Consider the following 25,558-nt stretch of genomic DNA (forward strand, 5'->3'; position numbering starts at 1 on the left):
CGCCGTTCCTGGCGTGGGCCGCGGCGGCACTCGCCCTCACCTGCGAGGCGTGCGGCGTGCTGTCCTCCTGCGCGGTGCCGGACGCCTGCGCGGGCCCCGCGGGGACGGTCGCGCCTTCCGGGGCTCCCGCGATCGCCGCTTTGGTGTCTTCCGTACGCGGGGCGGCCGTCGCGTGCGCCGCGGGGCCGGCGGCGCCGGCGGCCGGTACGGCCGCGGAGACCTGCCGCGGGTCGGCGGTCGCGGGCACCGCCCGGGCCCACGGCTCCTCGGCCGCCGGGTTCACGTCCGCGGGCGCCGCCCCGGCACCAGGGCCCATGTCACCGATCTCGTCCGCGAGTCGGTGGATGAGGATGCCGTGGCGGAACGCGGTCTCCCCGATGTCGGCGCACGTACTGCCGTAGACCGACAGACGGTTGCCGCCCTCGCACACGACCTCCACGGAGCGGCGGGCGGCACGGGCCTCCTTGGTCAGCAGGGCCCCGAGCCGGGCGGCGTGCGGACTGCGGACGGCGACGCGGGGACGCAGACGGCTGCGGGCGAAGTCCCTGGCCTCCTGGTCGGCGACGAGCCTGCCTTTCTCGAGGGTGACGACGCGGTCGGCGGTACGTGCCGCCTCCTTGGGGTCGGCCGTGGTGAACAGGACCGTGCCGCCCCGGCCGGCGTGGGCCCGCAGCATGCCGTGCAGCCAGCGGCTCTCCCGTGCGGACAGTCCGTCGGCCGGGTCGTCGAGCACCAGCGTGTGCGGATCGGCCAGCAGGGCGCAGGCCAGCCCCAGCCGGCGGTCCATCCCCCGTGACAGAGTGCCCAGACGCTCCTCCCGGAGGCTGACGAGCCCGACGGCCTCGAGGACTTCGTCGGCACGCCGGGCGGGAAGCCCCACGGCGGCGCACACCATCCGCAGATGGCCGCGGACCGTACGCGAGGGGTGCCCCGGGACGTCCCCGAGAAGGACACCGACCTCGCGTGCGGGATGAGGGATGCAGCGCAGCGGACGGCCCTTGAAGTAGGTGATGCCACGGCCCTGTTGGAGCTCGAGCATGAGCCTGAGCGTCGTCGTCTTGCCCGCGCCCGCCGCTCCGAGAAGCGCGGTGACGCGGCCGGGATGCGCTTCGAAGGAGACGTCGTCGACAGCGGGCGGAAGGTCCTTACGGGAATCGCTGGTCAATCCGAAGGCCTGGATCACCCGCAGCAAGATAGCGCGCTATGTCCGTTTTCTTAGGCATTGATCCGCTCTTTCGGCTTCTTTGGCCCGGCGCACTCGGCGATGCACCGGAACCGGGGGTCAGGATGCACCGGAACCGGGGTCAGACTTCCGGGCGCAGCATCGGCGGATTGAGCAGTGTGGCCCCGCCGGCCCGGAACAACTGGGCGGGCCGGCCGCCCTGCCGAGTGGTCGTGCCCCCGGTCGGCACCAGGAAGCCCGGTGTGCCCGTCACCTTGCGGTGGAAGTTGCGCGGATCGAGGGCCACACCCCACACCGCCTCGTAGACACGGCGCAGTTCTCCGACCGTGAACTCCGGCGGGCAGAACGCGGTCGCCAGCGACGAGTATTCGATCTTCGAACGGGCTCGCTCGACTCCGTCCGCGAGGATCTGGGCATGGTCGAAGGCGAGCGGTGCCACCGGCTCTCCGTCGCGGCCGTAGCCGCCCTGCTGCAGCAGTTCGTCCACGGGCACCCAACGGGCGTTGCTGGCGTCGCCGCCCGCCCGGGGTGCGGGCAGGTCGGGGGCGAGGACCAGGTGGGCGACGCTGACGACCCTCATGCGGGGATCACGCTTGGGGTCGCCGTAGGTCGCGAGCTGCTCCAGGTGCGCGCCGTTGTCCTGCGCCGGGGCCAGCGGGTCGTGGACGCGCAGCCCGGTCTCCTCGGCCAGCTCCCGTGCTGCCGCCTGGGCCAGGTCCTCGTCGGCCCGCACAAAACCTCCGGGCAGCGCCCACCGTCCCTGGAACGGGGGCTCTCCCCTGCGTACCGTCAGCGCGCACAGGGAGTGACGGCGCACGGTCAGCACGACCAGGTCCACGGTGACGGCGAAAGGTGGAAAGGCTGACGGGTCGTAGGGCATGTCGCGATCATAGTCGTCTTCCTGACGATAAGCACTCCCTGTCTTCGCTGACCTCCCTCGTCACCTCCCATGTCCCCGCGCGCACCGGCGGCCGGCACGCCGGTGCGCGCGGTCCGCGGGGGTTCTTCAGCGGCCTCCGGCGGCACCGGGAGGCCGCAGTGGCATGGTCCCGCCGGGCATCTCCCTGCCGGACAGGAGTCACCGCTCGGATGAGGGTTCGTTCACCTGTGCCCTCCGGAGCCGTCGCCGCCGGCGTCGGCACCCGGCCGGCCGGTGTCCCGGCGACGTGGACCGCCCTGTGCGCAGGGACCGCCCCGTGCCGAGGTGCGCGTACGGGTGCGGCCCGGCGTCCCGGGAGGGTCCGGGCGTGTGCTGCCGCCCCGCGAGGCCGCCGGGCGCGTCCTGTCCGGGGCCGGTCCGTCCGGCCGCGCCCGGCGCCGACGGCGGGGCACGACACCCGGATCCGTCCGCACACAGGTCTCTTCGGCGGTCTCTTCGGTCCCGGACGTCCCCTGGGACACAGCGACCTCCGCGCCGGCCGGTTCCTCCTCGGGCCTGGCGGCTTCCGCCGTTTCCCGGTCACCGCGGCTTTCGGCCCCGGTCATCGCAGCCGTGCGTTCCCGGCGTTCCGCGCGCAGGCAGCGCCGGACGGCCTCGGGGTCCAGCCCCTCGTTGCAGGCCTGGTGCAGAAGGCGGGCGAAGAGGTAGTCGGGGTCCGCGGCCAGCGCCATGGCCAGGGCTTCCCGGGCCTCCAGCTCGTCCCCGGCCGACCAGGCGACCCAGCCCGCGAGCGCCAGCGGCGCCGCCGCGTACTCGCCGTACGGGCCGACGCAACGGCGGGCGAGGGCCCGCCACAGCCGCAGTGCCGGACCTGTCTCGTCTCCTTCCATCCATTCCGCCGCGCGGTCGCGTGTCGTACGGTCCTGCAGGCCGAGGATCAGCGCCGCGGCCTCCTCGTGCCCGAGCAGCCGGTCGTCGCGGAGGTCGGCGCGGACGGGGTCGGGGACGAAGGGCGCCTCGGCGAACCGGCGCATCACGCGCTCGGCGAGTTCCAGGGTCTCCTCGGCCACCGCCGCACGGTCCGCCTCGTCGAGGATCCTGGGCATCAGGGACAGTCCGGCGGCGTCCAGGGCGATCTCCTGCTCCAGCGCCGCGGAGGTCTCCCAGGGAAGCAGCCTGGCCCTCAGCTCCTTCAGACTGCCCCGTACCCGGATGCCGGCGTAGGCGGCCGCGGCGGCCAGCACGGAGGTACCGGGAAGCCCCATGGGCCGCCCGTCCTCGGGGCAGCAGCTCTCGGTCGGACAGCAGTACGACCAGAAGCGGCCGCCGGAGATGCACAGCGCCTCGATCACGGGGACGTCAAGACGCCCGCACTCCGTGCGCAGCTTCTGGGCCAGCGGCTTCAGCCGCCGCATGACCTGTCCCGGCGTCTCCCCCGCCGCCGGCTCCTGGCAGACGAAGGCCACCATCTGCTCGGGCTTGGCGCCCCTGCGCTCGCTGCCCGTGATCAGGCTGTGGGCCAGCTGACGGGCCGCGGCCGGCCAGTCGTCGCTGCTGGGAGGAATGCCGAGCCTGGCTCTCCCGCCGAACCTGCCGCGCCCGCCGTGATCGTGCAGCGCGACCAGGACGATGCTGTCCTCGGGCCGGTACCCGAGCAGATACGGCAGGGCGTCGGCCAGCTCGGCCGGAGTGCGCAGGGTGACCTGGTGTTCGGGGCCGGGTCCGGCATAGGCGATGTCGCCGTTCTCGAAGGGGCCGGCCGTTTCGCTGTGGTGCGTCATGGGTCGACGATCTCGCGGATCGCAGAAGTCCGCTTGCCCCTGTGGACAACTCGGGGCAGGGACACATCAACCGCGTCAAAGCTCCGTTCGATCTCTCCTTCGATCGGGTGGGGCGGGCGGTCGGAGCTCCCGGTCCGCCCCCCGTGTCCGCGGCGGGCGCAGTTCCGCCCCGAGAGCGAGCCGGAGTCCTGGCGGGACCGGGCAGGACGACGGCACAGGCCGCCCGGGGTACGGCGGACCGCCCTTGCGCACAGGCCCGAAGGCGACGGGCCGGCGCCGGAAGAACGCGCGCACGAGGCACGAGCGCGCCCGGCCCCCTGCAAAGACCTCAGCCCGTCGCGGCCAGGACCAGGGGAAGAACCCGTTCACTGCCCGCCCGGCGCAGCAGGCGGGCGGCGACCGCGAGGGTCCAGCCGGAGTCGGTGTAGTCGTCCACGAGCAGAACGGGGCCAGGAGTACGGGCCAGCGCACCGGCCAGGTCCTCGGAGACGGTGAAGACGCCGGACAGCGCCCTGAGACGTCGGGCGGAGTTGCTGCGGCGCGCCACGTGCTCGCCGCCCGGCCCGGTGTACGTCAAGGTCCCCAGGAAGGGGAGGCGTCCGGCGGCCGCGACGCCCTGGGCGAGGGAACCGACCAGTCGCGGGCGGGACAGGGACGGCACGGCGACGACCCCCACGGGCCGGGCCGCGGCATCCGGGACGTGCGGCGCCCAGCCGTCCGGGGAGCGCGCCCAGTCGGCGAGGACCTCCACCGCGGCCCGCAGGACGTCGTCGGGAACCGGCCCGTCGGGTGCGTTCTCGGCCAGCAGCGGGCGCAGCCGGTTGCCCCAGCCGATGTCCGAGAGCCGCCCCAGGGCACGCCCGGTGGCGCACTGTTCCCCGGCCGGGATGCGTCCCTTGAGGTCGATGCCCAGGGCGGGCATCCCCGTCGGCCACATCCGGCGCGGCTCGATCTCCACTCCCGGGCGGTCCAGTTCCTTCACCGCCCCCGCCAGCGTCTCCGCCGGAACGGAGGCGTCGGCCCAGGCCCCCGCGCAGTTGTCGCACCGGCCGCACGGGGCCGCTTCCTCGTCGTCCAGCTGCCGGCGCAGGAACTCCATCCGGCACTGCGCCGTGCTCACATACGCGCGCATGGCCTGCTGTTCGGCCGCCCGTTGCCGGGCGACCCGGGCGTACCGCTCGGCGTCGTAGACCCACTTCTCGCCGGTGGAGATCCAGCCGCCCTTGACCCGCTTCACCGCGCCGTCGACGTCCAGCACCTTCAGCATCGTCTCCAGTCGGCTGCGCCTGAGGTCGACCAGGGCCTCCAGAGCCGGCACGGACAGGGGCCGTCCGGCGTTCGCGAGGGCCGAGAGGGTCTGGCGGACCTGTTCCTCGGGCGGGAAGGCGGTGTCGGCGAAGTAGCGCCAGACGGCTTCGTCCTCCTTGCCCGGCAGCAGCAGGACATCGGCGCGGTCCACCCCGCGGCCCGCGCGCCCCACCTGCTGGTAGTAGGCGATCGGCGAGGGCGGCGAGCCGAGGTGGACCACGAAGCCCAGGTCCGGCTTGTCGAAGCCCATGCCGAGCGCCGAGGTCGCGACCAGCGCCTTGACCCGGTTCTCCAGCAGGTCGGCCTCGGCCCGCAGCCGGTCGGCGTTCTCCGTGCGCCCCGTGTAGGAGGCCACCGCGAAGCCGCGCTGCCGCAGGAAGGCGGTGGTCTCCTCGGCGGCGGCGACGGTGAGGGTGTAGACGATCCCGGAGCCCGGCAGCTCGTCCAGGTGTTCGGCGAGCCAGGCCAGGCGGTGCGCGGCGTCCGGCAGCCGGAGCACGCCCAGCCGCAGGCTCTCCCGCTCGAGAGGGCCCCGCAGCACCAGGGCCTCGCCGGCGCCGGTGCCCAACTGCTCGGCCACGTCCGCGGTGACCCGCGCGTTGGCGGTCGCCGTGGTGGCCAGCACCGGAACGCCCGGGGCGAGCCCGGCCAGCATCGCCCGCAGCCGGCGGTAGTCGGGCCGGAAGTCATGGCCCCAGTCGGAGATGCAGTGCGCCTCGTCGACCACCAGCAGACCGGTCGTGGCCGTGAGCTCGGGCAGCACCCGCTCGCGGAAGTCCACCGCGTTGAGACGCTCCGGACTCACCAGGAGGACATCGACCCCACCGCGGGAGATCTCCTCGTGGATGGCGTCCCACTCCTCGGGGTTGGCCGAGTTGATGGTGCGCGCCCGGATACCGGCCCGTGCCGCCGACTCGACCTGGTTGCGCATCAGCGCCAGCAGCGGCGAGACGATCACCGTCGGGCCGAAGCCGCGCCGGCGCAGCAGGGCGGTGGCGACGAAGTACACCGCCGACTTGCCCCAGCCGGTGCGCTGCACCACCAGGGCCCGCCGGCGCTCCTTCACCAGGGCCGCCACCGCCTGCCACTGGTCCTCGCGCAGCCGTGCCGAGCCTCCCGGCTCACCGACGAGTCCGGCGAGGACGGCGTCGGCCTCGGCACGGAGTTCCGGATCGTCCATGCCCCCATGCAACCCGATGGCACCGACAGCCGGCCACTCAGGTCCTTTCGTCCGTACCGGACCGGGACAAGGACCAGCCGGGCGGGGACAGGGACCAGCCGGTCCAGGGTCAGGAGTCGTGCGGCGGTGCGGTGGGTAGGAATATAAGCCGCGGGCCCCCTGATAAGGGTCGCTGCTCCCCCATGCTCGTTGCCGCATCCACGTTCGACAGGAAAAAATTGAAGTCCGCTCCCCGCGCGGCCCGATCATGATCCGGCAGGGCTCTCCTGCGGTGTGCGTCCCCGAATCCGACCACGCCCGCAGTGTGGGCGCGTTGCCGAAGGGAGGAACGTGACCTTCGGATTCGCTCCGTCCTCGGCGGCATCGTTGTCGCCGTCGTTGTCGGCGTCCGTCGCCTCCGCCCATCGCGTGCTCGAGCCCGCGGAGTGGGCCGCCGCGGGCATTCCGCTGCTGCGCAACCCCCGCGAGGTGGTCAGCGGACTGCATGCCCGGCACCGGCCCACGCCGTCCACCGCGGTGATCGCGGTCCTCGATCCGGACGACCGGCTGCGGGCGAGCGCGTCGTTCACCCGCGGGTCGATGCCCGCCGACGGCTGGATGCTCCGCAACGCCCTGCTCGCCCAGCTGCGCCGGGTCGTCCCGCACGATCTGCGGCGCCGCACTCCGGTGCGCACCGCCGTACTGCTCTACTGCCGTGACGGGGACACGCGCTGGACGGAGGAGGACGGTGCGTGGATGTGGGGGCTGCGCGACGCCTGCACCCTGCACGGACTGCGCTGCGGGGCGTACATCACGCTGGCCCGGGACGGCTGGCAGGTCCTCGGCGAGGGCCGCGGAGGCCGTCGGCCGAACATGGACTCGGCGCCCGAGCCCTTCGGTACGGCCGAGTCGCCGCCCCCGTCGCCGCGCACCGGAGGGGCTGCCTCCGAGGTGCTGCGCCGGGCGGTGGCCCGCTGACGCGGCCGGCAGCTTCCCCGGCGTGCCGGCGTGGGCTCAAGCGCCCGTGTTCAGCACCGAGTTGATCTGCTTCGGGTCGCCGCAGACGATCAGCAGCGCACCGGCCCGGGAGTGGGCCTGGGACAGCGCCGTGGCGACGACGCCGTCGGTGCCGCCGTTGAGGGCGACCACGACCACGGGACGGGACGCGACACGCGAGATCACGGCGGCGTCCGCGTAGAAGACGTCGTCGCGCGCATCGTGCTGCGCCCAGTAGGACGCCTCGCCGAAGGACAGCTCGTGCGCGGCCCACGGATGCGGCTCACCGGTGGTGATCACCAGCACGTCGCCGGGGGCACGACCCGACTCCAGGAGCAGGTCGACCGCTTCCTCGGCGGCGTCGAGCGCCCCCTGGGCGGAGGCCGGGATCAGCTGGATCTGCGGGGTCGCCGCAGGGGCAGCGGGCCCGGGCTTGGCCGTGGTTCCCTCCCGCGACGTGCGTTGCGCCGGCGGCGCGGGCCGCACGGGGCCGGGACGGCCGGGGCGCGACGGAGCCACGGGACGGGGACCGGGAACGGGACGAGGGGTCGGCGCGGTACGGCCGGTGGCCGGAGTGGCGCGGGGACCCTGGGCACTCTCGTGAATCTGAGGCTCCTCGGGAATGAGAGGCATGGGCTGATTTTTATCAAACGTTGGTGCGGCTCGCGTGGGCGGGTGCCCGTCGGGCAGACGGAACGGTCAGAAGTCGAAGCCGAGCTGGCCCTCGACCTCCCGAACGGCTCCGCTCCCCGGGACACGCACCTTCTTGAGATGCCGCCACTGGGGCAGCGCATCAAGATACGCCCACGACAACCGGTGGTGCGGGGTGGGGCCCCGCTTCTCCAGCGCGGCCTTGTGCACGGGTGAGGGGTATCCGGCATTGGCCTCGAAACCGAAGTCTGCATGTTCGACGGCCAGTTCGGCCATCACATTGTCGCGATGGACCTTGGCGATCACCGAGGCCGCCGCGACGGCCACGCACGACCGGTCGCCCTTGACCACCGTACGGACCTTCCAGGGGGCGCCGAGGTAGTCGTGCTTGCCGTCGAGGATGACGGCGTCCGGACGGACCGGCAGTCCTTCCAGCGCGCGCACCGCCGCAAGCCGCAGCGAGGCCGTCATCCCCAGGTCGTCGATCTCCTGCGGGGAGGCGTGCCCGAGGGCGTACGCGGTCACCCACTCACGCAGCTCCGCGTCGAGTTCGGCACGTTGTCTGGGGGTGAGCAGCTTGGAGTCGGTGAGCCCCGCAGGGGGTCGGCGCAGTCCGGTGACCGCCGCACAGACGGTGACGGGACCGGCCCATGCGCCGCGCCCCACCTCGTCGACACCGGCAACGATCTTCGCTCCGGTCGTGGCTCTGAGGGAGCGCTCGACGGTGTGGGTGGGTGGTTCGTACGGCATGGCGCCCATAGCGTACGCCGCCCTGATCCGGCCACGACACCCTGGTCGGGGAAGTGCCCTGCCCGCCACGGCGGTACCGGTACCCATGAGGGGACCGCTCAGTCGTTCCGCCCGGTGATCTCGTACGGTTCCGGCTCCCGCCAGCGGTCGAACGGGCGGTCCAGCGTGTACTTGCCGTCGTCCCCGAGAACAAGCATCCGCATCTCGGCGTTCCCCGGATTCGCCAGCGACTCGAACTCCGCGACGGTCCAGTGGAACCAGCGCATGCAGAACAGCCGCATCGCCAGCCCGTGGGTCACCAGCAGCACATTGGGCGGGTGGTCGGGTTCCTCGAAGCTGCGGAACAGGCTCTCCAGGAAGTTGCCGACCCGGTCGTAGACGTCGGCCCCGGACTCGCCCTGGGCGAAGCGGTAGAAGAAGTGCCCGTAGGCGTCCCGGTAGGCCTTCTGGAGGAGTACGTCGTCGCGGTCCTGCCAGTTGCCCCAGTCCTGCTCGCGCAGCCGCGGCTCCTCACGCACCCGTATGAGGTCGGGGTCCAGCCGGAAGGCCTGGAGGGTCTCGAGGGTACGGCGGTAGGGGGAGACGTACACGCTCACGCGTTCCCGTCCGAACAGCTTCCGCAGTTTCCTGCCCGTCTCCTCGGCCTGCCGCCGGCCCCGCTCGGTCAGCGCGAGCGCATGGTCGGGCACGCGTTCGTACACGGAGTCGTCGGCATTGCCCGTCGACTCCCCGTGCCGGACGAGGACGATGCGCCGTGGTCGTGCCATGCCCAAGACAGTAGATCGCGCACGGCGCGGACGAGGAGCCGAGGTGGCCCCGTACCGCACGGGTCACACCGTGCGGATCACACCGTCCACGCGCTCTCGAGTTCCACGATGTCGCCCGTGAGCGCCGCGACGTCGGCCTCCGTCTGGGCACGCAGTGCCAGGCGTTCCACGCGCTCGGGACGGTACTTGCCGTGCTCGGCGGAGGACTGCCACATCGACAGCACCAGGAACTCGTTGCCCGGGGCCTCGCCGAACAGGCCGCGGACCATGCCGGGTGAGCCGGCCATCGCCGGGTTCCAGACCTTCTCCTGCATCAGGACGAAGTGTTCGGCGCGTTCCTCGTGCACCCGGCAGAGGGCGACGCGCAGCAGGTCCGCGTCCGTGAAGCGCGGTTCGAATCCCGTCTTGATGTCGAACCGGTAGTCGAACAGCCGGACCTGGGCGTCCTTGAACGTACCTGCCTGGGCCGCCGCCAGCCGGTCGTGGGAACGGGCCATGAAGGAGTCGTAGAAGGCACGGCTCTCCCAGAAGGAGAAGATGTGCGCCACTTCCGGCCGTCCTCGGCTCCACCCGCCGCCCTGTCCCCGGAACCCGGGCTCTCCCAGAAGTCCCGCCCACTTCCGCTGTCCCCGCTCGAAGCCCCGGCGGTCCACCACAGTGCAGCGAATCCACTTGACCAGCACCGCGCCATGGTAAGGCCCAGAAGCGCGACGCCGGCCACGCTCACGGGGGCAGCGCCCGCGCAAGCGCCCCCGCGCGCGTGGCACGTTGGACAACAGGCTTTCGGGGAAGGACAGTTGAGGCAGAAAGGTGCACGAGTCCGGGGAAGGGGGAGTTCCATGAGCGGACTCAGCAAGGGGATCCGCAAGGCGGAGGTCGCGCTCAAGTGGGATCCGAGTCCGGCGGGGCGGCCCCCCACCGACCTGGATGTCGTCGCCGCGGTCTACCCGGCGGACGATCCGTACGGCGAGCCGGCGTACGTGGTGCACTTCGACAGCCGCTCCCCCGACGGCACCATCCACCTCGACCGGGACAGCAGGGACGGCCTGGGCTTCGGATGGGACGAGGTCATGAGGCTGGAACTCGAGCGGCTCGACGTCCGGTACGCACGCGTGGTGGTCGGCGTGGTCATCCAGCAGCGTCCCGCACGCCGTACCTTCGCCGAGGTTCTCAGGCCGGGACTGCGCATCCGTGAGGGCTACACCGTCCTCGCCGAGGACGACTTCGCCGGTGTGTCCGGCGCGACGGCCGCCACTGTCGCGGAGTTCTCGCGGGACGCCTCGGGCAGCTGGGAGTTCCGCCCCGGCCTGCACGGCTTCGACGGCGACCCGGAGACCTTCCTCCGCACGATGGGCCGCGCACACCCGTCGTAGCCGGCACGGGAAGCCGTAGCCGGCACGGGAACGGGAAAGGGGGCGACGGCCCAGGACCGGCGCCCCCTCGCCTCACGGCGTCCCCGCCGGGTCAGCTGCAGCCGCTCGTCGAGCCGCAGCCCTCGCAGATGTAGCAGGAGCCGGCCCGCTGCATCTTCGTGCCGCAGGAGAAGCACAGCGGGGCGTCGGCCTGGATGCCCAGCTGCATCTCCACCAGTTCCGCGTTGGTGTGCGCCTGCTTCGGGGCGGGCTTGGCCGCTCCGCCCTCCGCCTTCGGCGTGGCGACCGCCTTCGGGTCGGGCTGCACCGGCGCCGACTGTGCCAGGCCCTCGACGTCGACGTCCTCGTCGATCGGCTCGTAGGAGCCGGTCTCCAGGTGACGCTGGCGCTCCTCGGCGGAGTGGATGCCGAGCGCGGAGCGCGTCTCGAAGGGCAGGAAGTCCAGCGCCAGGCGGCGGAAGATGTAGTCGACGATCGACTGCGCCATCCGCACGTCCGGGTCGTCGGTCATGCCGGCCGGCTCGAAGCGCATGTTCGTGAACTTCGAGACGTACGTCTCCAGCGGCACGCCGTACTGCAGACCCACCGACACCGCGATCGAGAAGGCGTCCATCATGCCCGCGAGGGTCGAGCCCTGCTTGGACATCTTCAGGAAGACCTCGCCCAGACCGTCGTCCGGGTAGGTGTTGGCGGTCATGTAGCCCTCGGCGCCGCCGACGGTGAAGGAGGTGGTGATCCCGGGCCGGCCCTTGGGCAGACGCCTGCGGACCGGGCGGTACTCGACGACCTTCTCGGTCTTGGTCCCGGCGGCCTCCTCGGCCTTCTTGGCGGAGTCCTTCTTCTTGGCGGAGAGGGGCTGGCCGACCTTGCAGTTGTCGCGGTAGATGGCCAGCGCCTTGATGCCCATCTTCCACGCCTGGAAGTAGATCTCCTCGACGTCCTCGACGGTGGCCGACTCCGGCATGTTGACCGTCTTGGAGATGGCACCGGAGATCCACGGCTGGATCGCGGCCATCATCCGGACGTGGCCCATCGGGGAGATGGCGCGCTCGCCCATGGCGCAGTCGAACACCTCGTAGTGCTCGTGCTTGAGCCCGGGGGCGTCGATCACATTGCCGTGCTCGGCGATGTGGGCGACGATCGCCTCGATCTGCTCCTCCTGGTAGCCCAGGCGGCGCAGGGCCTGCGGAACGGTGCCGTTGACGATCTGCATCGAACCGCCGCCGACCAGCTTCTTGAACTTCACCAGCGCCAGGTCGGGCTCGACACCGGTGGTGTCGCAGCCCATGGCCAGGCCGATGGTGCCGGTCGGCGCGAGCACCGACGCCTGGGAGTTGCGGAACCCGTTCTTCTCGCCGAGGTGCAGCACCTCGTCCCAGGCCTTGGTGGCGGCCTCCCACACCGGGGTGTCCAGGTCGTCCATGCGGACGGCCTTGGCGTTGGCGTCGGCATGCTGCCGCATCACCCGCATGTGGGGCTCGGCGTTGAGGGCGTAGCCGTCGTACGGGCCGACGATGGCGGCGAGTTCGGCGGAGCGCTTGTAGGCGGTGCCGGTCATCAGGGAGGTGATGGCACCGGCGAGGGCACGGCCGCCGTCGGAGTCGTAGGCGTGCCCCGTCGCCATCAGCAGGGCGCCGAGGTTGGCGTAGCCGATGCCGAGCTGGCGGAACGCGCGTGTGTTCTCGGCGATCTTCTGCGTCGGGAAGTCCGCGAAGCAGATGGAGATGTCCATCGCGGTGATGACCAGCTCGACGACCTTGATGAAGCGGTCGATGTCGAAGGACTGGTTGCCCTTGCCGTCATCGTTCAGGAACTTCATCAGGTTCAGCGAGGCGAGGTTGCAGGACGTGTTGTCCAGGTGCATGTACTCGCTGCAGGGGTTCGAGCCGTTGATGCGGCCGGACTCCGGGCAGGTGTGCCAGTGGTTGATGGTGTCGTCGTACTGGATGCCCGGGTCGGCGCAGGCCCAGGCGGCCTCGGCCATCTTGCGGAACAGGGCCTTGGCGTCGACCTCCTCGATGACCTCGCCGGTCAGCCTCGCGCGCAGGCCGAACTTCCCGCCCTCCTCGACCGCCTTCATGAACTCGTCGTTCACACGGACCGAGTTGTTGGCGTTCTGGTACTGGACGGAGGTGATGTCCTCGCCGCCGAGGTCCATGTCGAAGCCCGCGTCGCGCAGGGCGCGGATCTTCTCCTCCTCCTTGACCTTGGTCTCGATGAAGTCCTCGATGTCCGGGTGGTCGACGTCGAGGATGACCATCTTGGCCGCGCGGCGGGTGGCACCGCCGGACTTGATGGTGCCGGCGGAGGCGTCGGCACCGCGCATGAAGGAGACGGGCCCGGAGGCGTTGCCGCCGGAGGAGAGCAGCTCCTTGGAGGAGCGGATGCGGGAGAGGTTCAGGCCGGCTCCGGAGCCGCCCTTGAAGATCATGCCCTCTTCCTTGTACCAGTCGAGGATCGACTCCATGGAGTCCTCGACGGACAGGATGAAGCAGGCGGAGACCTGCTGGGGCTGGTTGGTGCCGACGTTGAACCAGACAGGGCTGTTGAAGCTGAAGATCTGGTGCAGCAGAGCGTAGGTGAGCTCGTGCTCGAAGATCTCGGCGTCGGCGGGCGAGGCGAAGTACTTGTGCTCCTCACCGGCCTTCCGATAGGTCTTCACGATGCGGTCGATCAGCTGCTTGAGGCTGGTCTCGCGCTGCGGGGTGCCGACGGCGCCGCGGAAGTACTTGCTGGTGACGATGTTGACCGCGTTCACCGACCAGAAGTCGGGGAACTCGACACCGCGCTGCTCGAAGTTGACCGACCCGTCGCGCCAGTTGGTCATGACGACGTCACGGCGCTCCCAGACCACCTCGTCGTACGGGTGTACGCCGGGGGTGGTGTGGATGCGCTCGATACGCAGCCCCTTGCCGGTGCCGGCCTTGGCGCCCTTGGCTCGGGAACCTCGTGCCGAGCCACTCGCCGTCTCTGTCATGCCGCCTCCCTGTACAGGCGAAAACGCCCCGAAGTACCCCTTTTGTTCCAGGGGCACAGTGTTCTGTCCGAATTACCGCGGGCACCCTCGCTGCCGCCCGCGACCGATCCTGATCACCGCCGCCGAGCCGGGCCCCGGACACGCCGTCCGGCCCGGTCCGCCGATCAGCCGGCGGTGTCCGCGGGCGCCGGGACCTCGGCCGCCCCTCCGCGCCCGCGGTCGTCCTTCTGGCTTCCCGCACCCGTGCCGCCGCCCTCCGCGGCGGAGTGCCCCGCCCCTTCCCTGAGTTCGGCGATGGCGGCCTCGAAGTCCTCGAGCGAGTCGAACGCCTGATAGACGGACGCGAACCGCAGGTAGGCGACGAGGTCGAGTTCCCGCAGGGGACCGAGTATGGCGAGCCCCACCTCATGGGCGGCCACCTCGGCACTGCCGCTGGCACGCACCGCCTCCTCGACCCGCTGCCCGAGCTGGGCGAGCGCGTCCTCGGTGACAGGCCGTCCCTGGCATGCCTTGCGCACACCGTTGATGACCTTGGTACGGCTGAACGGCTCGGTGACCCCGGACCGCTTGACCACCATGAGCGAGCACGTCTCCACGGTCGTGAACCGACGGGAGCAGTCAGGGCACTGGCGGCGTCTGCGGATGGACGTGCCGTCGTCCGTCGTACGGCTGTCAACCACACGGCTGTCGGGATGCCTGCAGAAGGGGCAGTGCATGAACTCCAACCCTCCTCACAGCAGACTCAACAGCCTCGCCGACCTCAAAGGCCCCGCGAAGCAGCCCCCAGCATAGGCCATGATCGGCGGACCCAAGACCCGGGGACCACAACTTGTGGGCCGCTGTATCCATCCAACCACTAGATGTGGGGATCGGCTCCCCGAACACGGAGATTCACACCTGCGATGCGGAGGCGCTCGTGACCCGCCTTTCCGCACCGCCCCGGAGAACACGCCGGTGCGCAGCCGTACCGCCGGAGCGCGCACGCACGGGGATACGGTGGGCGCCGCACAGAGGACACGAAGGGCACGGGACCGCCGGACGGACGGGCACCGGCGCACGACCGAGGGGACGCCGGACGGCGGACCGGAGCGACGGCCCACGAGGGCGCCCCGTCCCGGCGGTGAAGAGTACAGCAGTCCCCCCCTCCCCTCCCGCCCACCGGGTGCCGCAGGGCCATACACCCAGACGCATGATCAATTCAGGTACTTCACGTTTTTTCACTCGAACGTGTGTTTGGCGCAACCTTTCGAAAGCAACTACCGTTGTGCCGGAGGGAGACCATCGAGAGGGGCCGCCGTGACCACCACCGCAGACAGTGCCACCATCACCGCCCAGGACCGCTCCCAGGGCCGACGCGAACCGGTGCATGCGAGGAACGAAGCCACGCAGCCCGAGGGGCCCAAGCGCTCCCTGCCGGGCCGCCCTCCAGGCATCCGGGCGGACAGCTCGGGCCTCACCGAGCGGCAGCGCCGGGTGATCGAGGTCATCCGGGACTCCGTGCAGAGGCGCGGCTACCCGCCGTCGATGCGGGAGATCGGACAGGCCGTGGGCCTCTCCAGCACGTCCTCGGTCGCACACCAGCTGATGGCGCTCGAGCGCAAGGGCTTCCTGCGCCGCGACCCGCACCGTCCGCGCGCCTACGAGGTGCGCGGCGCGGACCAGACCGCCACCCTGCAGTCGACGGACACCGTGGGCAAGCCGGCCGCGTCGTACGTCCCGCTGATCGGCCGGATCGCCGCCGGCGGGCCGATCCTCGCCGAGGAGTCCGTCGAGGACGTCTTCCCTCTCCCCCGGCAGCTGGTCGGCGACGGTGAGCTGTTCGTCCTGAAGGTCGTCGGCGACTCGATGATCGAGGCCGCGATCTGCGACGGCGACTGGGTCACCGTCCGCCGTCAGCAGGTCGCCGAGAACGGCGACATCGTGGCCGCGATGATCGACGGCGAGGCCACCGTCAAGCGCTTCAAGCGCGAGGACGGCCACGTCTGGCTCCTGCCGCACAACGCGGCGTACGAGCCGATTCCGGGCGACGACGCGACCATCCTCGGCAAGGTGGTCGCGGTACTGCGGCGCGTGTGACCACCACCGCGCGGACGGGCCACGCCCGCCCGCCCCATGATCGGGCCCCGGGACCCCTGCGCCGGTTCCGGGGCCCTGCGCTGTACGGCCTCACCTGGGCCGCGGGGTGCCCCGGCACGGTGCCGGGGCACCCCGCGGTCACTCGCCCTCGGTCTGCCTGGCCGCCGCGTCGATGGCGGCCAGCGACCTGCGGACCTGATTGCGGTCCGTGGTGTACCAGAAGTCGGGCAGCGACGCCTTCAGATAGCTGCCGTACCGGGCCGTCTCCAGGCGCGGATCCAGTACGGCGACCACGCCCCGGTCCCCCGCGGCCCGGACGAGCCGTCCGGCACCCTGCGCCATCAGCAGCGCCGCGTGAGTGGCGGCCACCGCCATGAAACCGTTGCCGCCGGCCTCCTCGACGGCCTTCTGGCGCGCGCTCATCAACGGATCGTCCGGACGCGGGAACGGGATCTTGTCCATGACGACGAGCTGGCAGCTGGGTCCGGGAACGTCGACGCCCTGCCAGAGGGACAGCGTGCCGAACAGGCAGGTCCGCGGGTCCGCCGCGAAGTTCTTGATCAGCTCGCCCAGTGTCTCCTCGCCCTGGAGCAGGATCGGGAACTCGGGGATACGAACGCGCAGTTCCTCCGCGGCGAGCTGGGCGGCCCGCATGGAGGAGAACAGCCCGAGCGTACGGCCGCCCGCCGCCTGGATGAGCTCCGTCAGCTCGTCCAGCATGTCCGCCCGGTCGCCGTCCCGCGCGGGTCGCGCCAGGTGCTTGGCGACGTACAGGATGCCCTGCTTGCGGTAGTTGTACGGCGAGCCGACGTCGATGCCCTTCCACCGCGGTGCGTCGTCGCCCTCCGTGCCCTCCGGGGCCAGGCCGAGGGAGGCTCCGACCCCGTTGAAGTCGCCGCCGAGCTTGAGGGTCGCGGAGGTCAGGATGACGGACCGGTCCGCGAAGAGCTTCTCGCGCAGCAGCCCGGACACCGACAGGGGCGCGACGCGCAGGGAGGCGCCGAAGCGGTCGTGACGCTCGTACCAGACGACGTCCCACTCGGAGCCGTTGCTGATGCGCTCGGCCACGCTGTGCACGTTCTCCACGGAGGCCAGCGCCTGCTTGCGGACGGCGTCCTCGTCCGGGACGAAGGTGTCACGGGTCGCGCCGAGCGCCGAGATGACGTTGCGGGAGGCGTCCCGCAGCGCCAGCAGCGCATAGCCGAGGTCCTCGGGGATCTCCTCCAGCCGGCCGGGCAGGGCGAGCTCCATCAGCCGTTCGAAGCCCTCGGCGGCGGTCTGCAACTGGTCGGCGACCTTCTCGTCGACCAGCTTCGCGGCGCGGCGCACCGCACGGTTGACCTGGCCGGGCGTGAGCTCGCCGGTGGCCACGCCCGTCACCCGGGAGACCAACTCGTGGGCCTCGTCGACGATGAGCACCTCGTGCTGCGGGAGGACCGGTGCGCCCTCGATGGCGTCGATCGCGAGGAGGGCGTGGTTGGTGACGACGACATCGGAGAGCTTGGCGTGTTCACGGGCCATCTCGGCGAAGCACTCGGCGCCGTAGGGGCACTTCGAGGCACCCAGGCACTCCCGGGAGGAGACCGACACCTGCGCCCAGGCCCGGTCGGACACTCCGGGGGTGAGGTCGTCGCGGTCGCCGGTCTCGGTCTCGTCGGCCCAGTCGCGCAGCCGCAGCAGGTCCTGACCCAGTCTGCTGCTGGGCGCGGCTGCCTCGAACTGGTCGAAGAGTCCCTCTTCCTCGTCCTGCGGCATGCCCTCGTACAGGCGGTGCAGGCACAGATAGTTCGACCGGCCCTTGAGCATCGCGTACTCCGGGCGGCGGCGCAGCAGCGGGTGCAGGGCCTCGACCGTGCGCGGCAGGTCGCGCTCCACGAGCTGGCGCTGCAGGGCGAGGGTGGCGGTGGCCACCACCACTTTTTCCCCGTGGGCGAGCGCGGGCACGAGGTACCCGAGGGACTTTCCGGTGCCGGTGCCGGCCTGGACCAGCAGGTGCGAGCCGTCGTCGATCGCTTCCGCGACGGCTTGGGCCATGGCCACCTGGCCGGGGCGCTCCGTACCGCCGACGGCTGTGACGGCGGCATGCAGGAGTTCGGGGAGGGAGGGCTTCGTCATAGCCCGACCACCCTACGGCCCGTCACCGACAGCCGGGCGATCAAGGCGGGAATCCGGGGCCCGGGACGCCCGGGTCCGCCGTCATGGCACCCCATGGGTCACAGCACGGCGCGCAGGGACCGGTCCCGGACCATGAGGGCGGCCCGCTTGGCGGGCAGGTCGACCTCGGCGGCGAACCGGAAACCGGCGTTCAGAAAAGCGGCCACGCAGGGCTCGTTGCGCAGGTCGGGTTCCGCCACGACGCGGAAACAGGTGGGGCGTCGGTCGAGCACCAGGTCGGCCACGGCTCTGAGCAGGGCGCTGCCGAGCCCGCGTCCGCGGTCGGCGACACTGCCGATCAGAAGGTGGATGCCGGTGTCGTGCGGCCGGGCCGGGTAGTGGCGGGCCAGCGGATCGAGGTCGGCCCGGTAGATCTCCCAGTAGCTCATCGGCCTGCCCTCCAGCAGGCCGATGCAGGGAACGCTGCGTCCGTCGCCCTCGAGTTGCGCGCGCAGATGGGCCTCGGTGATGCTCTGCTCCCCCGCGAGCTGCCAGAACTTCGCGACGGCGGGGTCGTTCATCCAGCGGCTGATCACCGGCAGGTCCCGTTCGATCCGGACCGGGAGCAGCTCGAGGACACCGACGGGCGTGGCGGTGGAACCCCAGCCGCCGATGCCGCCGAGAAGGTCGGTCCTGGTGTCGGTGCCGGTGTCGGCGGCCTTTGCGAAGAACGCGCCGAAGTCGTCGGGCAGCTTCAGGTCGAGCGTGTCCTCTCCGTCGGTGCCTGTCCCGGCCGGCCGGGAGTCGGTGGCGGCGGTGGTGGGGACGTGCCCCGCGGTGGCGCCGGCGTCGGTGGAAGGCATGGCCCACTCCTCTCGGAAGACGGGTCCGCGAAGGACGGGAGTCGGTGTGCGGATCACGGATGCAGGGGGTTGGCGATGGTGACGTAGACGGACTGGGTGCCGACCGGGCCGACGAGTTCGTCGAGGCCGTGCAGCCGGGTCAGCAGATTGGCCTTGCAGCGCAGGACCGGGGAGTCGAGCAGCAGGGCCGGCAGGGTGGACCGTGTGCGTGCGGGCCCGGTGGCGGCACTGCCGAGGAAGCGGCGGAAGGCGGCCAGCAGCAGCCGTTCGTCGGCGAGCCGCCCGGAGCCGAAGGCGCCGATGAGGCCGAGGACGTTGTTGACGGCGAGGTAGTAGGCGAAGCGTTCGTCGGCGACGTCGTCGGGGACGAACGTGTCGCTGCGTTCGCCGATGCCGGGCAGCCGGGCGTCGAGTTCCGCGCGCCGGGAGGCACGGAAGTAGTAGCCCTGGTTGTCGCGGTGGCGGCCGCCCGCGGGCCAGCCGTCGGCGTCCAGCAGGAGGAGCGTGTTCTGCTGGTGGGCCTCCAGGGCGATGCCGGCTTCTCCGTCCAGCCACAGCACGGGGCGGACCACCTGCTCGAGGTAGCGCAGGAACCACTCGGCGGCGACGGCTTCCAGGGAGCGCCCGGTGCGGACGGCGAGATGCGCGACGATCTCGGCCAGGCGGGAGCGCATGGCCACGGCCGCGCCGGTGCGGGGGCGGGGCCGGGGGGCCACGAGCGAGGCGACGCAGGAGACGTCGTCCGACGGGCCGAACGGGTTGTGCCGGATCATCACGTCCAGCCCGGGCACCGGGGCGCCGCCCTGGTCGTCGACGGCCAGCCAGGCCGGGTCGCGGACGATGTCGAAGCCGGGGTGCACCGCGTGCCACTGCCGGGCGAGGCCGCTGCGCAGCAGACGGTGCACCTCGACGCCGCGATGCAGTTCCTTGCGGAGGTTCTCACGGCGGGAGTTGGTGATGCGCAGGCCGAGCGACAGCTTGAGCATGGCGGGGGCGCCGGTGCGGTGGACGGTCCGCACGGAGGAGGTGGGGTGCCAGGCGGGGCCGTGGGGGCCCAGGTCGCGCAGGAGTCCCGCGTCCAGCAGTGCCGCCGTGTCCGCGCGGTGCCGTACCTCCCGCGCCTGCCACGGGTGCAGCGGCAGGGCGGCGTATCCGTCGGGCAGGGGCAGTCCCGCACCGGCGAGCCGGGCCGTGAGCCGTTCGGCGGGGACGGGCCGGCCGCGCTCGGTCCAGGCGGAGTCGGTGGCGAGGACGGAGCGGGCCACCGCCATCCAGTGCAGCGGGAAGGAGCCCCGCAGTTCGGGTGAGTAGGGGCGGACCTCGGCGTCCGACAGGCCCTCACGGCTCTTCGGGGCCGGGTGCAGCGGGTGTCCGAGCACCAGGGCCTGTTCCGCGGAGAGGAAGAGGTCGGGCCCGTCCGCGGGGCGGCGCCGGCGGTCCTCGAGGAAGAGGGCGGTGCGGCGGACGGAGTCGGCGACCCGGGCGACGAGGTCGACGGTGTCGGGGCCCGCCTGGGTGGTGGGTGCTTCCCGGGCGAGCAGGGCGGCGACCGTGACGGCGTCGGCCGGCCCGGCGTCCTGCGGGGCGCCGGCCAGGCGCGGGAGGCCGAAGCGGTGCCAGCCCGTCGGGGACCAGTGACGGACCGGTACGAGCAGGGCCGTCCCGCTGGCCGGGAGAGGGATGACGAGAGGGCCGTCGCCGGGGTTCGGTGTGCCGGTCTCGCGCACCCAGCAGCGCAGAAGGTTCTCCACGGTCGCGGCCTGGGCGGCGATGTGGGGGTCGGGGTGTTCCAGGGGGTCCGGGGAGGCGCCCTGGCGCTGGGCGGGCAGGGCCCTTCCCGTCCGGTGGGGGACGGTCCCGGTCAGGTCGTGGGACGGGAAGAGGCCGTGGGGTGCGGGGGTGGTGCTCAAGACGGCTCCTCGTGGGGAGTTCCTGTGGTCAAAGGGGCGGGGCGGAGTGACACGGCGGTGTGCCGATGTGCCGGCGCGGGGCCTCGCACCGGGGCGGGACGGGTGGGTACGGAGGGGCCGCGCCGGCCCTCCCTCGAAGCTCCGGCACGCTTCCTCCGTCGTCGCGGGCGGCCGTGCGCTACCCCGTCCCCCTGGTGCTCCCGGTGGGCCGAGGCCGTCCCCGGCGCGGGCCGCGCTCCTCACCGCCCCGGCCGGTGCGGTCACGGGCCGCCGCCTCCACCGCGTCGGCCAGCCGGCCGAACACCGCGGCGGCCTGCTCGTCGGTGATCGTCAGCGGGGGAAGGAGCCGTACGACGCCGGCGTGACGGCCGCCGAGTTCGACGATCAGGCCACGGCGCAGGCACTCGCGCTGGACCGCGGCGGCCAGTTCGGGGGCGGCGGGACGGGGCGCGCGGCGGCGGACCGCCGTCGGCCCGGTGACGTCCCGGCCGGGGTCTTCACACTCCGTCGGCTCCGGCGGATTCGACGGCCGGGGAACCCCGGGCACCGTCGCACCGGCTTCCGCCGGCGCCGCCTCCGCCCTTCCGTCGTCGTGCCTCTCCGGCTCTTTCTCCGGGTCCACCAGTTCGAGGCCGATCATCAGGCCTCGTCCACGTACCTCGCCGATGCAGGGGAAGTGATGGGCCAGGTCGCGGAGTTGGGACAGCAGACGGGAGCCGAGGGCCGCCGCGCGTTCGGCGAGGCGGTTCTCGCGGACGTACGCCAGGGTGGCGGTGCCCGCGGCCATGGCGAGCTGGTTGCCGCGGAACGTCCCCGCGTGGGCTCCGGGTTCCCAGACGTCGAGGTCGTCGCGGTAGACCACGACGGCCAGCGGGAGGCTGCCGCCGATGGCCTTGGACAGCACCATCACATCCGGTGTCACACCGCTGTGTTCGACTCCCCAGAAGGTGCCCGTGCGCCCGACTCCCGTCTGGATCTCGTCGGCGATCAGCGGGATGGACCGTTCCGCGGTGATCTGCCGCATGCGGCGCATCCAGTGGTCGGGGGCGGGGATCACCCCGCCCTCGCCCTGCACGGGTTCGAGGATCATCCCGGCGGGCAGCGGCACTCCCGACTTGGGATCGTCCAGCACGGACTCCGTCCAGCGGGCGGCGAGTTCGGCCCCCTGGACGCCGCCGACGCCGAGGGGGCAGCGATAGTCCTGCGGGTAGGGCAGGCGGGCGACCCGTACGTCGTCGGCGTGCCCCGAGACGTCGAGCGCTCCCGCGGTCATCCCGTGGTAGGCACCGGCGAAGGCCACGATGGTCCTCCGGCCGGTGGCGGTCCGGACGAGCTTGAGGGCGGCTTCCACCGCGTCCGTACCGGCCGGGCCGCAGAACTGCACGCGCGCGTGCCCGGCGAGCCCGGACGGCAGGGTGCTGAACAGCTCGGTGACAAAGGCGTCCTTGACCGGTGTGGCCAGGTCGAGGGCGTGCAGGGGGGCACCCGAGTCGAGGACCTTGCGGATGGCCTCCAGGACGACGGGGTGGTTGTGTCCCAGGGCGAGGGTGCCGGCGCCCGAGAGGCAGTCCAGGTAGCGGCGGCCGTCCGCGCCCTCGATGGTGAGCCCGCGGGCCCGCACCGGCACGATCGGCAGGGCACGCGCATAGGTGCGCGCCGCCGACTCGCGTACCGACTGGCGCCGCAGGATCCCCTCGTGCACCGTGCCCGCTTCCGCGGACGCGCGGCCTTCGGGCACAGAATCCGTCACGGTCACGGCTCCTTGTCCTCCCGCTGTCCCAAGGCGTCGGCGGCCCGCTGGCACAAGGCACCGGCCTCCCGCTGTCGAGGTGTGTCACCGCCCGCGGCACAGGAGCCCTGGCACGGGAGCCCTGGACGCAGGCGGCAGGACCCCCCACCGCTACAACCCCGGACCGGCCGCACGGTTACGGGCAGGCCCGAGATCGTTTGAGGTGTTCGGTCCCGCCGGTGGTCCGTGGCCGGTGGACACGGGGGGCGCCACGGGTGCCGAAGGGCGCGGAAGGCGCCGTCCACCACGAGAAGGCCGCGCGGAGGGCGGCCTTCTCGTCGGTGTGGACCTCGCCGTGGGCGAGGTGTGCGCGGTCGTCATCGGCCACGGCGGCCGTCGTCGGCCACGAAGTGAATGCGGCCGGAGCCGGCAGGGACGGGCAAGGACAGCGGTACGGCCCGGCCGGGAAGGCGGGCCGCCCGGCGGTGGATGCCGGGCGAGCCGCGCCGGTGCTCAGTCGCGGTCCACCTGCTCGCGCACGATCTCGCCGCTGGCGGCGTCGACGTCGACGGTCGTCTTGGTCCAGTTGTCGGTGTTGACGACATCGGCGGACCAGACGAGCTCCTGGTTGTCGTTCTCCTCGAGTTCGAGGCCGGTGACCGTGCCCTTGACCTTGTCGGTGGCCGTTGTGACGGCCTGCTTCGGTGTCTGCTTGGCCCTGTTCAGCCAGTCGGTGATCTCACGCTTTTCGTCCGCATCCTGGTCCGCTTCGGTTTCGCTGCGGAGGAGCTCTCCATTGACCGCGTCGATGTCGATCCGGTGCAGGGTGCCATCGGCGGCGGCGACCCGGGCCTCCCACTTCGGGGCGCCCGGCGAGGGAGACGACTCCGGCGTGCCCGGCGAGGCGGTCGCCTCGCCGCGGTCCCTTCCCGGTTCGCGCCCCCTTCCCAGTTCCAGAGCGACGAGCTTGCCGCCGGAGACCTCCCCGACAGCGGTGTCGGCCGCCTGGTCCCAGGTCACCTTCGCCTGGGAGAGCAGCTCCTTGCGCTCCGCCTGGTCCCTGCTCAGTGAGGGAGAGGGGGACGGGGAGGGAGACGCGGTGGGAGAAGAGGTGGAGCCCGGACTGGTCTGGGCCTCCACAGCAGCTTGGGGAGCAGTCGTGTCCGAGTTCGTACAGGCTGCCAGCAGCAAAGCCGAACCGCTCAGGGCACAGGCTGCGGCCAGCGAACGCAGAGGGGTGATGCGTTGCGCAGATCTCATGCAGCTCCTATAACCCCAGAATCATCCCAACACACTACATGAAGACCAAAACTACCGAAATGGGCTAGTTGCTACATTTCTCATAGCTCTCGGCGAACGAATCCCGGCAGGCAGACCTGAAGCCGGGACCTGCAGCCAGGACCTGAAGCCGGGACCGGACTCACCCGCACGGGAGGGGACACTCCCGAACGAGCCTCCTGAAAGAGCGTCAAACAGGAGCACAGCCGAACAGTTGCCCGATCGGCAAAGCTCGTAGCGAAACCGTTGCCGTACTGTCGGCCGACCCGGACCGCGACCGCCTAGTGTGTGGTGCCGTTCCAGACCGCCGTGCGGCACGCGCGAACTCGGCCCGGGGTCACCGTGGGAGCACGGCGGGAAGTGTCACATCCGTTCATTTCAGGGGGAATCAGAGCATGCGACTCATACGCCCGTCCTTCACCACGCGTCGAGAAACGGGCGCCCGCCGCACCACCTCCCCCGTGCTGACCGCCGTCGCACTGGTCTCGGCGCTGGCGCTCACCGCCACCGGCTGTGACTCCGGCGACGACACCAGGGCGGACGGCCGGCCCCAGGCCTCCGGGCTCCCCGGTGACATCGACGGAATCGGTGACGGCAAGATCAAGATCCCGGACGACATCCGGCGGAAGCTCGAGGAGCACGGGATCGACATCGACAAGTGGAGGAACGGCGCCTGGAAGGACTGGAACAAGGACGACTGGCTGCGCGAGGCGAGCGACTTCATCAACCCGATCATCAAGGACCTGTGGGACCCGGAGCGCATGCGCCGGGCCGAGGACCCGAACCGGAGTGTCGACGAGAACGACCTCTCCGGTGACCAGGGTGTCACCGACCCGACTCCGGTACCGGTGAAGGCGCGGGCGGTCTCGCCGCCGTACCGCGAGAACGCGGCGACGGCGGGCAAGGTGTTCTTCGACTCCCCCGAGGGCAGCATGGTCTGCTCGGCGACGGTCGTTCAGGACCCGGCGCACCCCGGCAAGTCCAACCTGGTGTGGACGGCCGGCCACTGTGTGCACGCCGGCAAGAAGGGCGGCTGGTACCGCAACATCGCCTTCGTGCCGGCGTACAACGACGCGGGCAAGGACGCCGACCAGCTGAGGAACGCCACCCGGGAGGAGGTCGCCCCGTACGGCGTGTGGTGGGGAGACTGGGCGCAGACCTCTCAGCAGTGGATCGAGCAGGGCGGCTCGACCGGCGGTCAGGGTGCCCCGTACGACTTCGCCGTCCTCCACGTCACGCCCGAGAAGGGCGGCAGCGGCAAATCGCTGGAGGAGACCGTCGGCGGGGCACTGCCCGTGGACTTCAACGCCCCGCCCGTGCCGAAGGTGGACAGCGTCACCGCGACCGGCTACCCGGCGGCGGCGCCGTACGACGGCCAGCGGCTGTACCAGTGCCAGGACAAGCCGGGCCGGCTGTCGCTGAACGCCTCGGACCCGACGATGTACCGCATCGGCTGCACCATGACCGGCGGCTCCTCCGGCGGCGGCTGGGTCAGGACGGGCCCGGACGGCAAGCCCGTCCTGGTCTCCAACACCTCGATCGGCCCGGTGACGACGGGCTGGCTGGCGGGCCCGCGGCTGGGCGAGGTGGCCAAGGGCGTGTACGACGCGGTCAGCAGGAAGTTCGCCGGACAGTGACCGCCGGCCCGGCCGGGGCGGCTTCGTACCGGAGCGTGGGCGAGAGGTACGGCGGCCGGTGACCTTGTGAACGCCGAGGGCTCGCTCCTCGTCGACGGGGAGCGAGCCCTCGGCGTGTCGTGTCGTGTTGGGGAGTCGTGGCCCGC

General features: G+C 71.8%; 19 protein-coding genes. 4 read left to right on the forward strand and 15 right to left on the reverse strand.

Features of this window, described 5'->3' with window-relative positions; genetic code table 11:
* The 4 genes from ABD224_RS16355 to ABD224_RS16370 form a co-directional block, all read right to left on the reverse strand.
* The coding region (locus ABD224_RS16355; protein WP_344050333.1) for an ABC transporter ATP-binding protein at window positions 1-1,183 on the reverse strand (1,183 nt) is incomplete at its 3' end.
* A 121-nt stretch (window positions 1,184-1,304) separates the two neighbouring features.
* Entirely contained in the window at window positions 1,305-2,063 is a 759-nt protein-coding gene (locus ABD224_RS16360) for an NUDIX hydrolase (protein ID WP_344050336.1), read from the reverse strand.
* A 221-nt stretch (window positions 2,064-2,284) separates the two neighbouring features.
* On the reverse strand, window positions 2,285-3,844 hold the full coding sequence (locus ABD224_RS16365; protein ID WP_344050338.1) for a DUF4192 domain-containing protein: 1,560 nt from the start codon (window positions 3,842-3,844) through the stop codon (window positions 2,285-2,287).
* A gap of 328 nt (window positions 3,845-4,172) precedes the next feature.
* Window positions 4,173-6,332, reverse strand: a complete 2,160-nt coding sequence (locus tag ABD224_RS16370; RefSeq protein ID WP_344050340.1) for a RecQ family ATP-dependent DNA helicase — start codon at window positions 6,330-6,332, stop codon at window positions 4,173-4,175.
* A gap of 330 nt (window positions 6,333-6,662) precedes the next feature.
* Here ABD224_RS16370 and ABD224_RS16375 point away from each other — a divergent pair, with 330 nt between their 5' ends.
* Window positions 6,663-7,289, forward strand: coding sequence for a hypothetical protein (locus tag ABD224_RS16375; protein WP_344050342.1), 627 nt, complete (start codon window positions 6,663-6,665; stop codon window positions 7,287-7,289).
* A gap of 36 nt (window positions 7,290-7,325) precedes the next feature.
* Here the strand turns inward: ABD224_RS16375 and ABD224_RS16380 are convergent, their stop codons facing one another.
* The 4 genes from ABD224_RS16380 to ABD224_RS16395 form a co-directional block, all read right to left on the reverse strand.
* The gene (locus ABD224_RS16380) at window positions 7,326-7,940 is read right to left on the reverse strand and encodes a hypothetical protein (RefSeq protein WP_344050344.1); all 615 of its coding nucleotides are present in this window, start codon (window positions 7,938-7,940) and stop codon (window positions 7,326-7,328) included.
* 66 nt (window positions 7,941-8,006) lie between these two features.
* A complete protein-coding gene (locus ABD224_RS16385; protein ID WP_344050346.1) occupies window positions 8,007-8,708 on the reverse strand; it encodes a ribonuclease HII in 702 nt (233 codons plus the stop codon).
* 98 nt (window positions 8,709-8,806) lie between these two features.
* On the reverse strand, window positions 8,807-9,475 hold the full coding sequence (locus tag ABD224_RS16390) for a histidine phosphatase family protein (protein WP_344050348.1): 669 nt from the start codon (window positions 9,473-9,475) through the stop codon (window positions 8,807-8,809).
* Window positions 9,476-9,552: 77 nt separating this feature from the next.
* A complete protein-coding gene (locus tag ABD224_RS16395) occupies window positions 9,553-10,158 on the reverse strand; it encodes a YdbC family protein (RefSeq protein ID WP_344050350.1) in 606 nt (201 codons plus the stop codon).
* A 114-nt stretch (window positions 10,159-10,272) separates the two neighbouring features.
* Between ABD224_RS16395 and ABD224_RS16400 the strand changes: the two genes are divergently transcribed.
* Window positions 10,273-10,848 (forward strand): TerD family protein, encoded by a 576-nt coding sequence (locus ABD224_RS16400; RefSeq protein WP_344050352.1) that lies wholly within the window; start codon window positions 10,273-10,275, stop codon window positions 10,846-10,848.
* A gap of 91 nt (window positions 10,849-10,939) precedes the next feature.
* On the opposite strand, the gene ABD224_RS16405 is transcribed toward ABD224_RS16400, so the two are convergent.
* The gene (locus ABD224_RS16405; protein ID WP_344050354.1) at window positions 10,940-13,825 is read right to left on the reverse strand and encodes a vitamin B12-dependent ribonucleotide reductase; all 2,886 of its coding nucleotides are present in this window, start codon (window positions 13,823-13,825) and stop codon (window positions 10,940-10,942) included.
* 164 nt (window positions 13,826-13,989) lie between these two features.
* On the reverse strand, window positions 13,990-14,541 hold the full coding sequence (gene nrdR, locus ABD224_RS16410; protein WP_344050356.1) for a transcriptional regulator NrdR: 552 nt from the start codon (window positions 14,539-14,541) through the stop codon (window positions 13,990-13,992).
* Between the two features lie 580 nt (window positions 14,542-15,121).
* Between nrdR and lexA the strand changes: the two genes are divergently transcribed.
* Entirely contained in the window at window positions 15,122-15,901 is a 780-nt protein-coding gene (gene lexA, locus ABD224_RS16415) for a transcriptional repressor LexA (RefSeq protein ID WP_344050358.1), read from the forward strand.
* 138 nt (window positions 15,902-16,039) lie between these two features.
* Here lexA and ABD224_RS16420 read toward each other — a convergent pair whose 3' ends face one another.
* The 5 genes from ABD224_RS16420 to ABD224_RS16440 all read right to left on the reverse strand — a co-directional run bounded on the left by ABD224_RS16420 (window position 16,040) and on the right by ABD224_RS16440 (window position 23,757).
* On the reverse strand, window positions 16,040-18,016 hold the full coding sequence (locus ABD224_RS16420; RefSeq protein WP_344050360.1) for an ATP-dependent DNA helicase: 1,977 nt from the start codon (window positions 18,014-18,016) through the stop codon (window positions 16,040-16,042).
* 98 nt (window positions 18,017-18,114) lie between these two features.
* Window positions 18,115-18,858, reverse strand: a complete 744-nt coding sequence (locus ABD224_RS16425) for a GNAT family N-acetyltransferase (protein ID WP_344050362.1) — start codon at window positions 18,856-18,858, stop codon at window positions 18,115-18,117.
* Window positions 18,859-18,911: 53 nt separating this feature from the next.
* Window positions 18,912-20,768 (reverse strand): IucA/IucC family protein, encoded by a 1,857-nt coding sequence (locus ABD224_RS16430; protein ID WP_425580986.1) that lies wholly within the window; start codon window positions 20,766-20,768, stop codon window positions 18,912-18,914.
* Between the two features lie 178 nt (window positions 20,769-20,946).
* On the reverse strand, window positions 20,947-22,524 hold the full coding sequence (locus ABD224_RS16435) for a diaminobutyrate--2-oxoglutarate transaminase family protein (RefSeq protein WP_344050365.1): 1,578 nt from the start codon (window positions 22,522-22,524) through the stop codon (window positions 20,947-20,949).
* A gap of 486 nt (window positions 22,525-23,010) precedes the next feature.
* Window positions 23,011-23,757: a PepSY domain-containing protein gene (locus ABD224_RS16440; protein WP_344050367.1), complete on the reverse strand. Its 747-nt coding sequence runs from the start codon at window positions 23,755-23,757 to the stop codon at window positions 23,011-23,013.
* A 413-nt stretch (window positions 23,758-24,170) separates the two neighbouring features.
* Between ABD224_RS16440 and ABD224_RS16445 the strand changes: the two genes are divergently transcribed.
* A complete protein-coding gene (locus ABD224_RS16445; protein WP_344050369.1) occupies window positions 24,171-25,412 on the forward strand; it encodes a trypsin-like serine peptidase in 1,242 nt (413 codons plus the stop codon).
* The last annotated feature ends 146 nt before the right edge of the window (window positions 25,413-25,558 follow it).

It is taken from the genome of Streptomyces thermoalcalitolerans (assembly GCF_039525155.1).
GTDB lineage: Bacteria > Actinomycetota > Actinomycetes > Streptomycetales > Streptomycetaceae > Streptomyces > Streptomyces thermovulgaris.

Excerpts from the sequence above, each read along its gene's own strand:
- ABD224_RS16380 (WP_344050344.1), bottom strand. The coding sequence starts at position 7,940 with ATGCCTCTCATTCCCGAGGAGCCTCAGATTCACGAGAGTGCCCAGGGT.
- ABD224_RS16440 (WP_344050367.1), bottom strand. The coding sequence starts at position 23,757 with ATGAGATCTGCGCAACGCATCACCCCTCTGCGTTCGCTGGCCGCAGCC.
- ABD224_RS16360 (WP_344050336.1), bottom strand. The coding sequence starts at position 2,063 with ATGCCCTACGACCCGTCAGCCTTTCCACCTTTCGCCGTCACCGTGGAC.
- ABD224_RS16365 (WP_344050338.1), bottom strand. The coding sequence starts at position 3,844 with ATGACGCACCACAGCGAAACGGCCGGCCCCTTCGAGAACGGCGACATC.
- ABD224_RS16405 (WP_344050354.1), bottom strand. The coding sequence starts at position 13,825 with ATGACAGAGACGGCGAGTGGCTCGGCACGAGGTTCCCGAGCCAAGGGC.
- ABD224_RS16445 (WP_344050369.1), top strand. The coding sequence starts at position 24,171 with ATGCGACTCATACGCCCGTCCTTCACCACGCGTCGAGAAACGGGCGCC.
- ABD224_RS16385 (WP_344050346.1), bottom strand. The coding sequence starts at position 8,708 with ATGCCGTACGAACCACCCACCCACACCGTCGAGCGCTCCCTCAGAGCC.
- ABD224_RS16370 (WP_344050340.1), bottom strand. The coding sequence starts at position 6,332 with ATGGACGATCCGGAACTCCGTGCCGAGGCCGACGCCGTCCTCGCCGGA.
- ABD224_RS16390 (WP_344050348.1), bottom strand. The coding sequence starts at position 9,475 with ATGGCACGACCACGGCGCATCGTCCTCGTCCGGCACGGGGAGTCGACG.
- nrdR (WP_344050356.1), bottom strand. The coding sequence starts at position 14,541 with ATGCACTGCCCCTTCTGCAGGCATCCCGACAGCCGTGTGGTTGACAGC.
- ABD224_RS16425 (WP_344050362.1), bottom strand. The coding sequence starts at position 18,858 with ATGCCTTCCACCGACGCCGGCGCCACCGCGGGGCACGTCCCCACCACC.
- ABD224_RS16420 (WP_344050360.1), bottom strand. The coding sequence starts at position 18,016 with ATGACGAAGCCCTCCCTCCCCGAACTCCTGCATGCCGCCGTCACAGCC.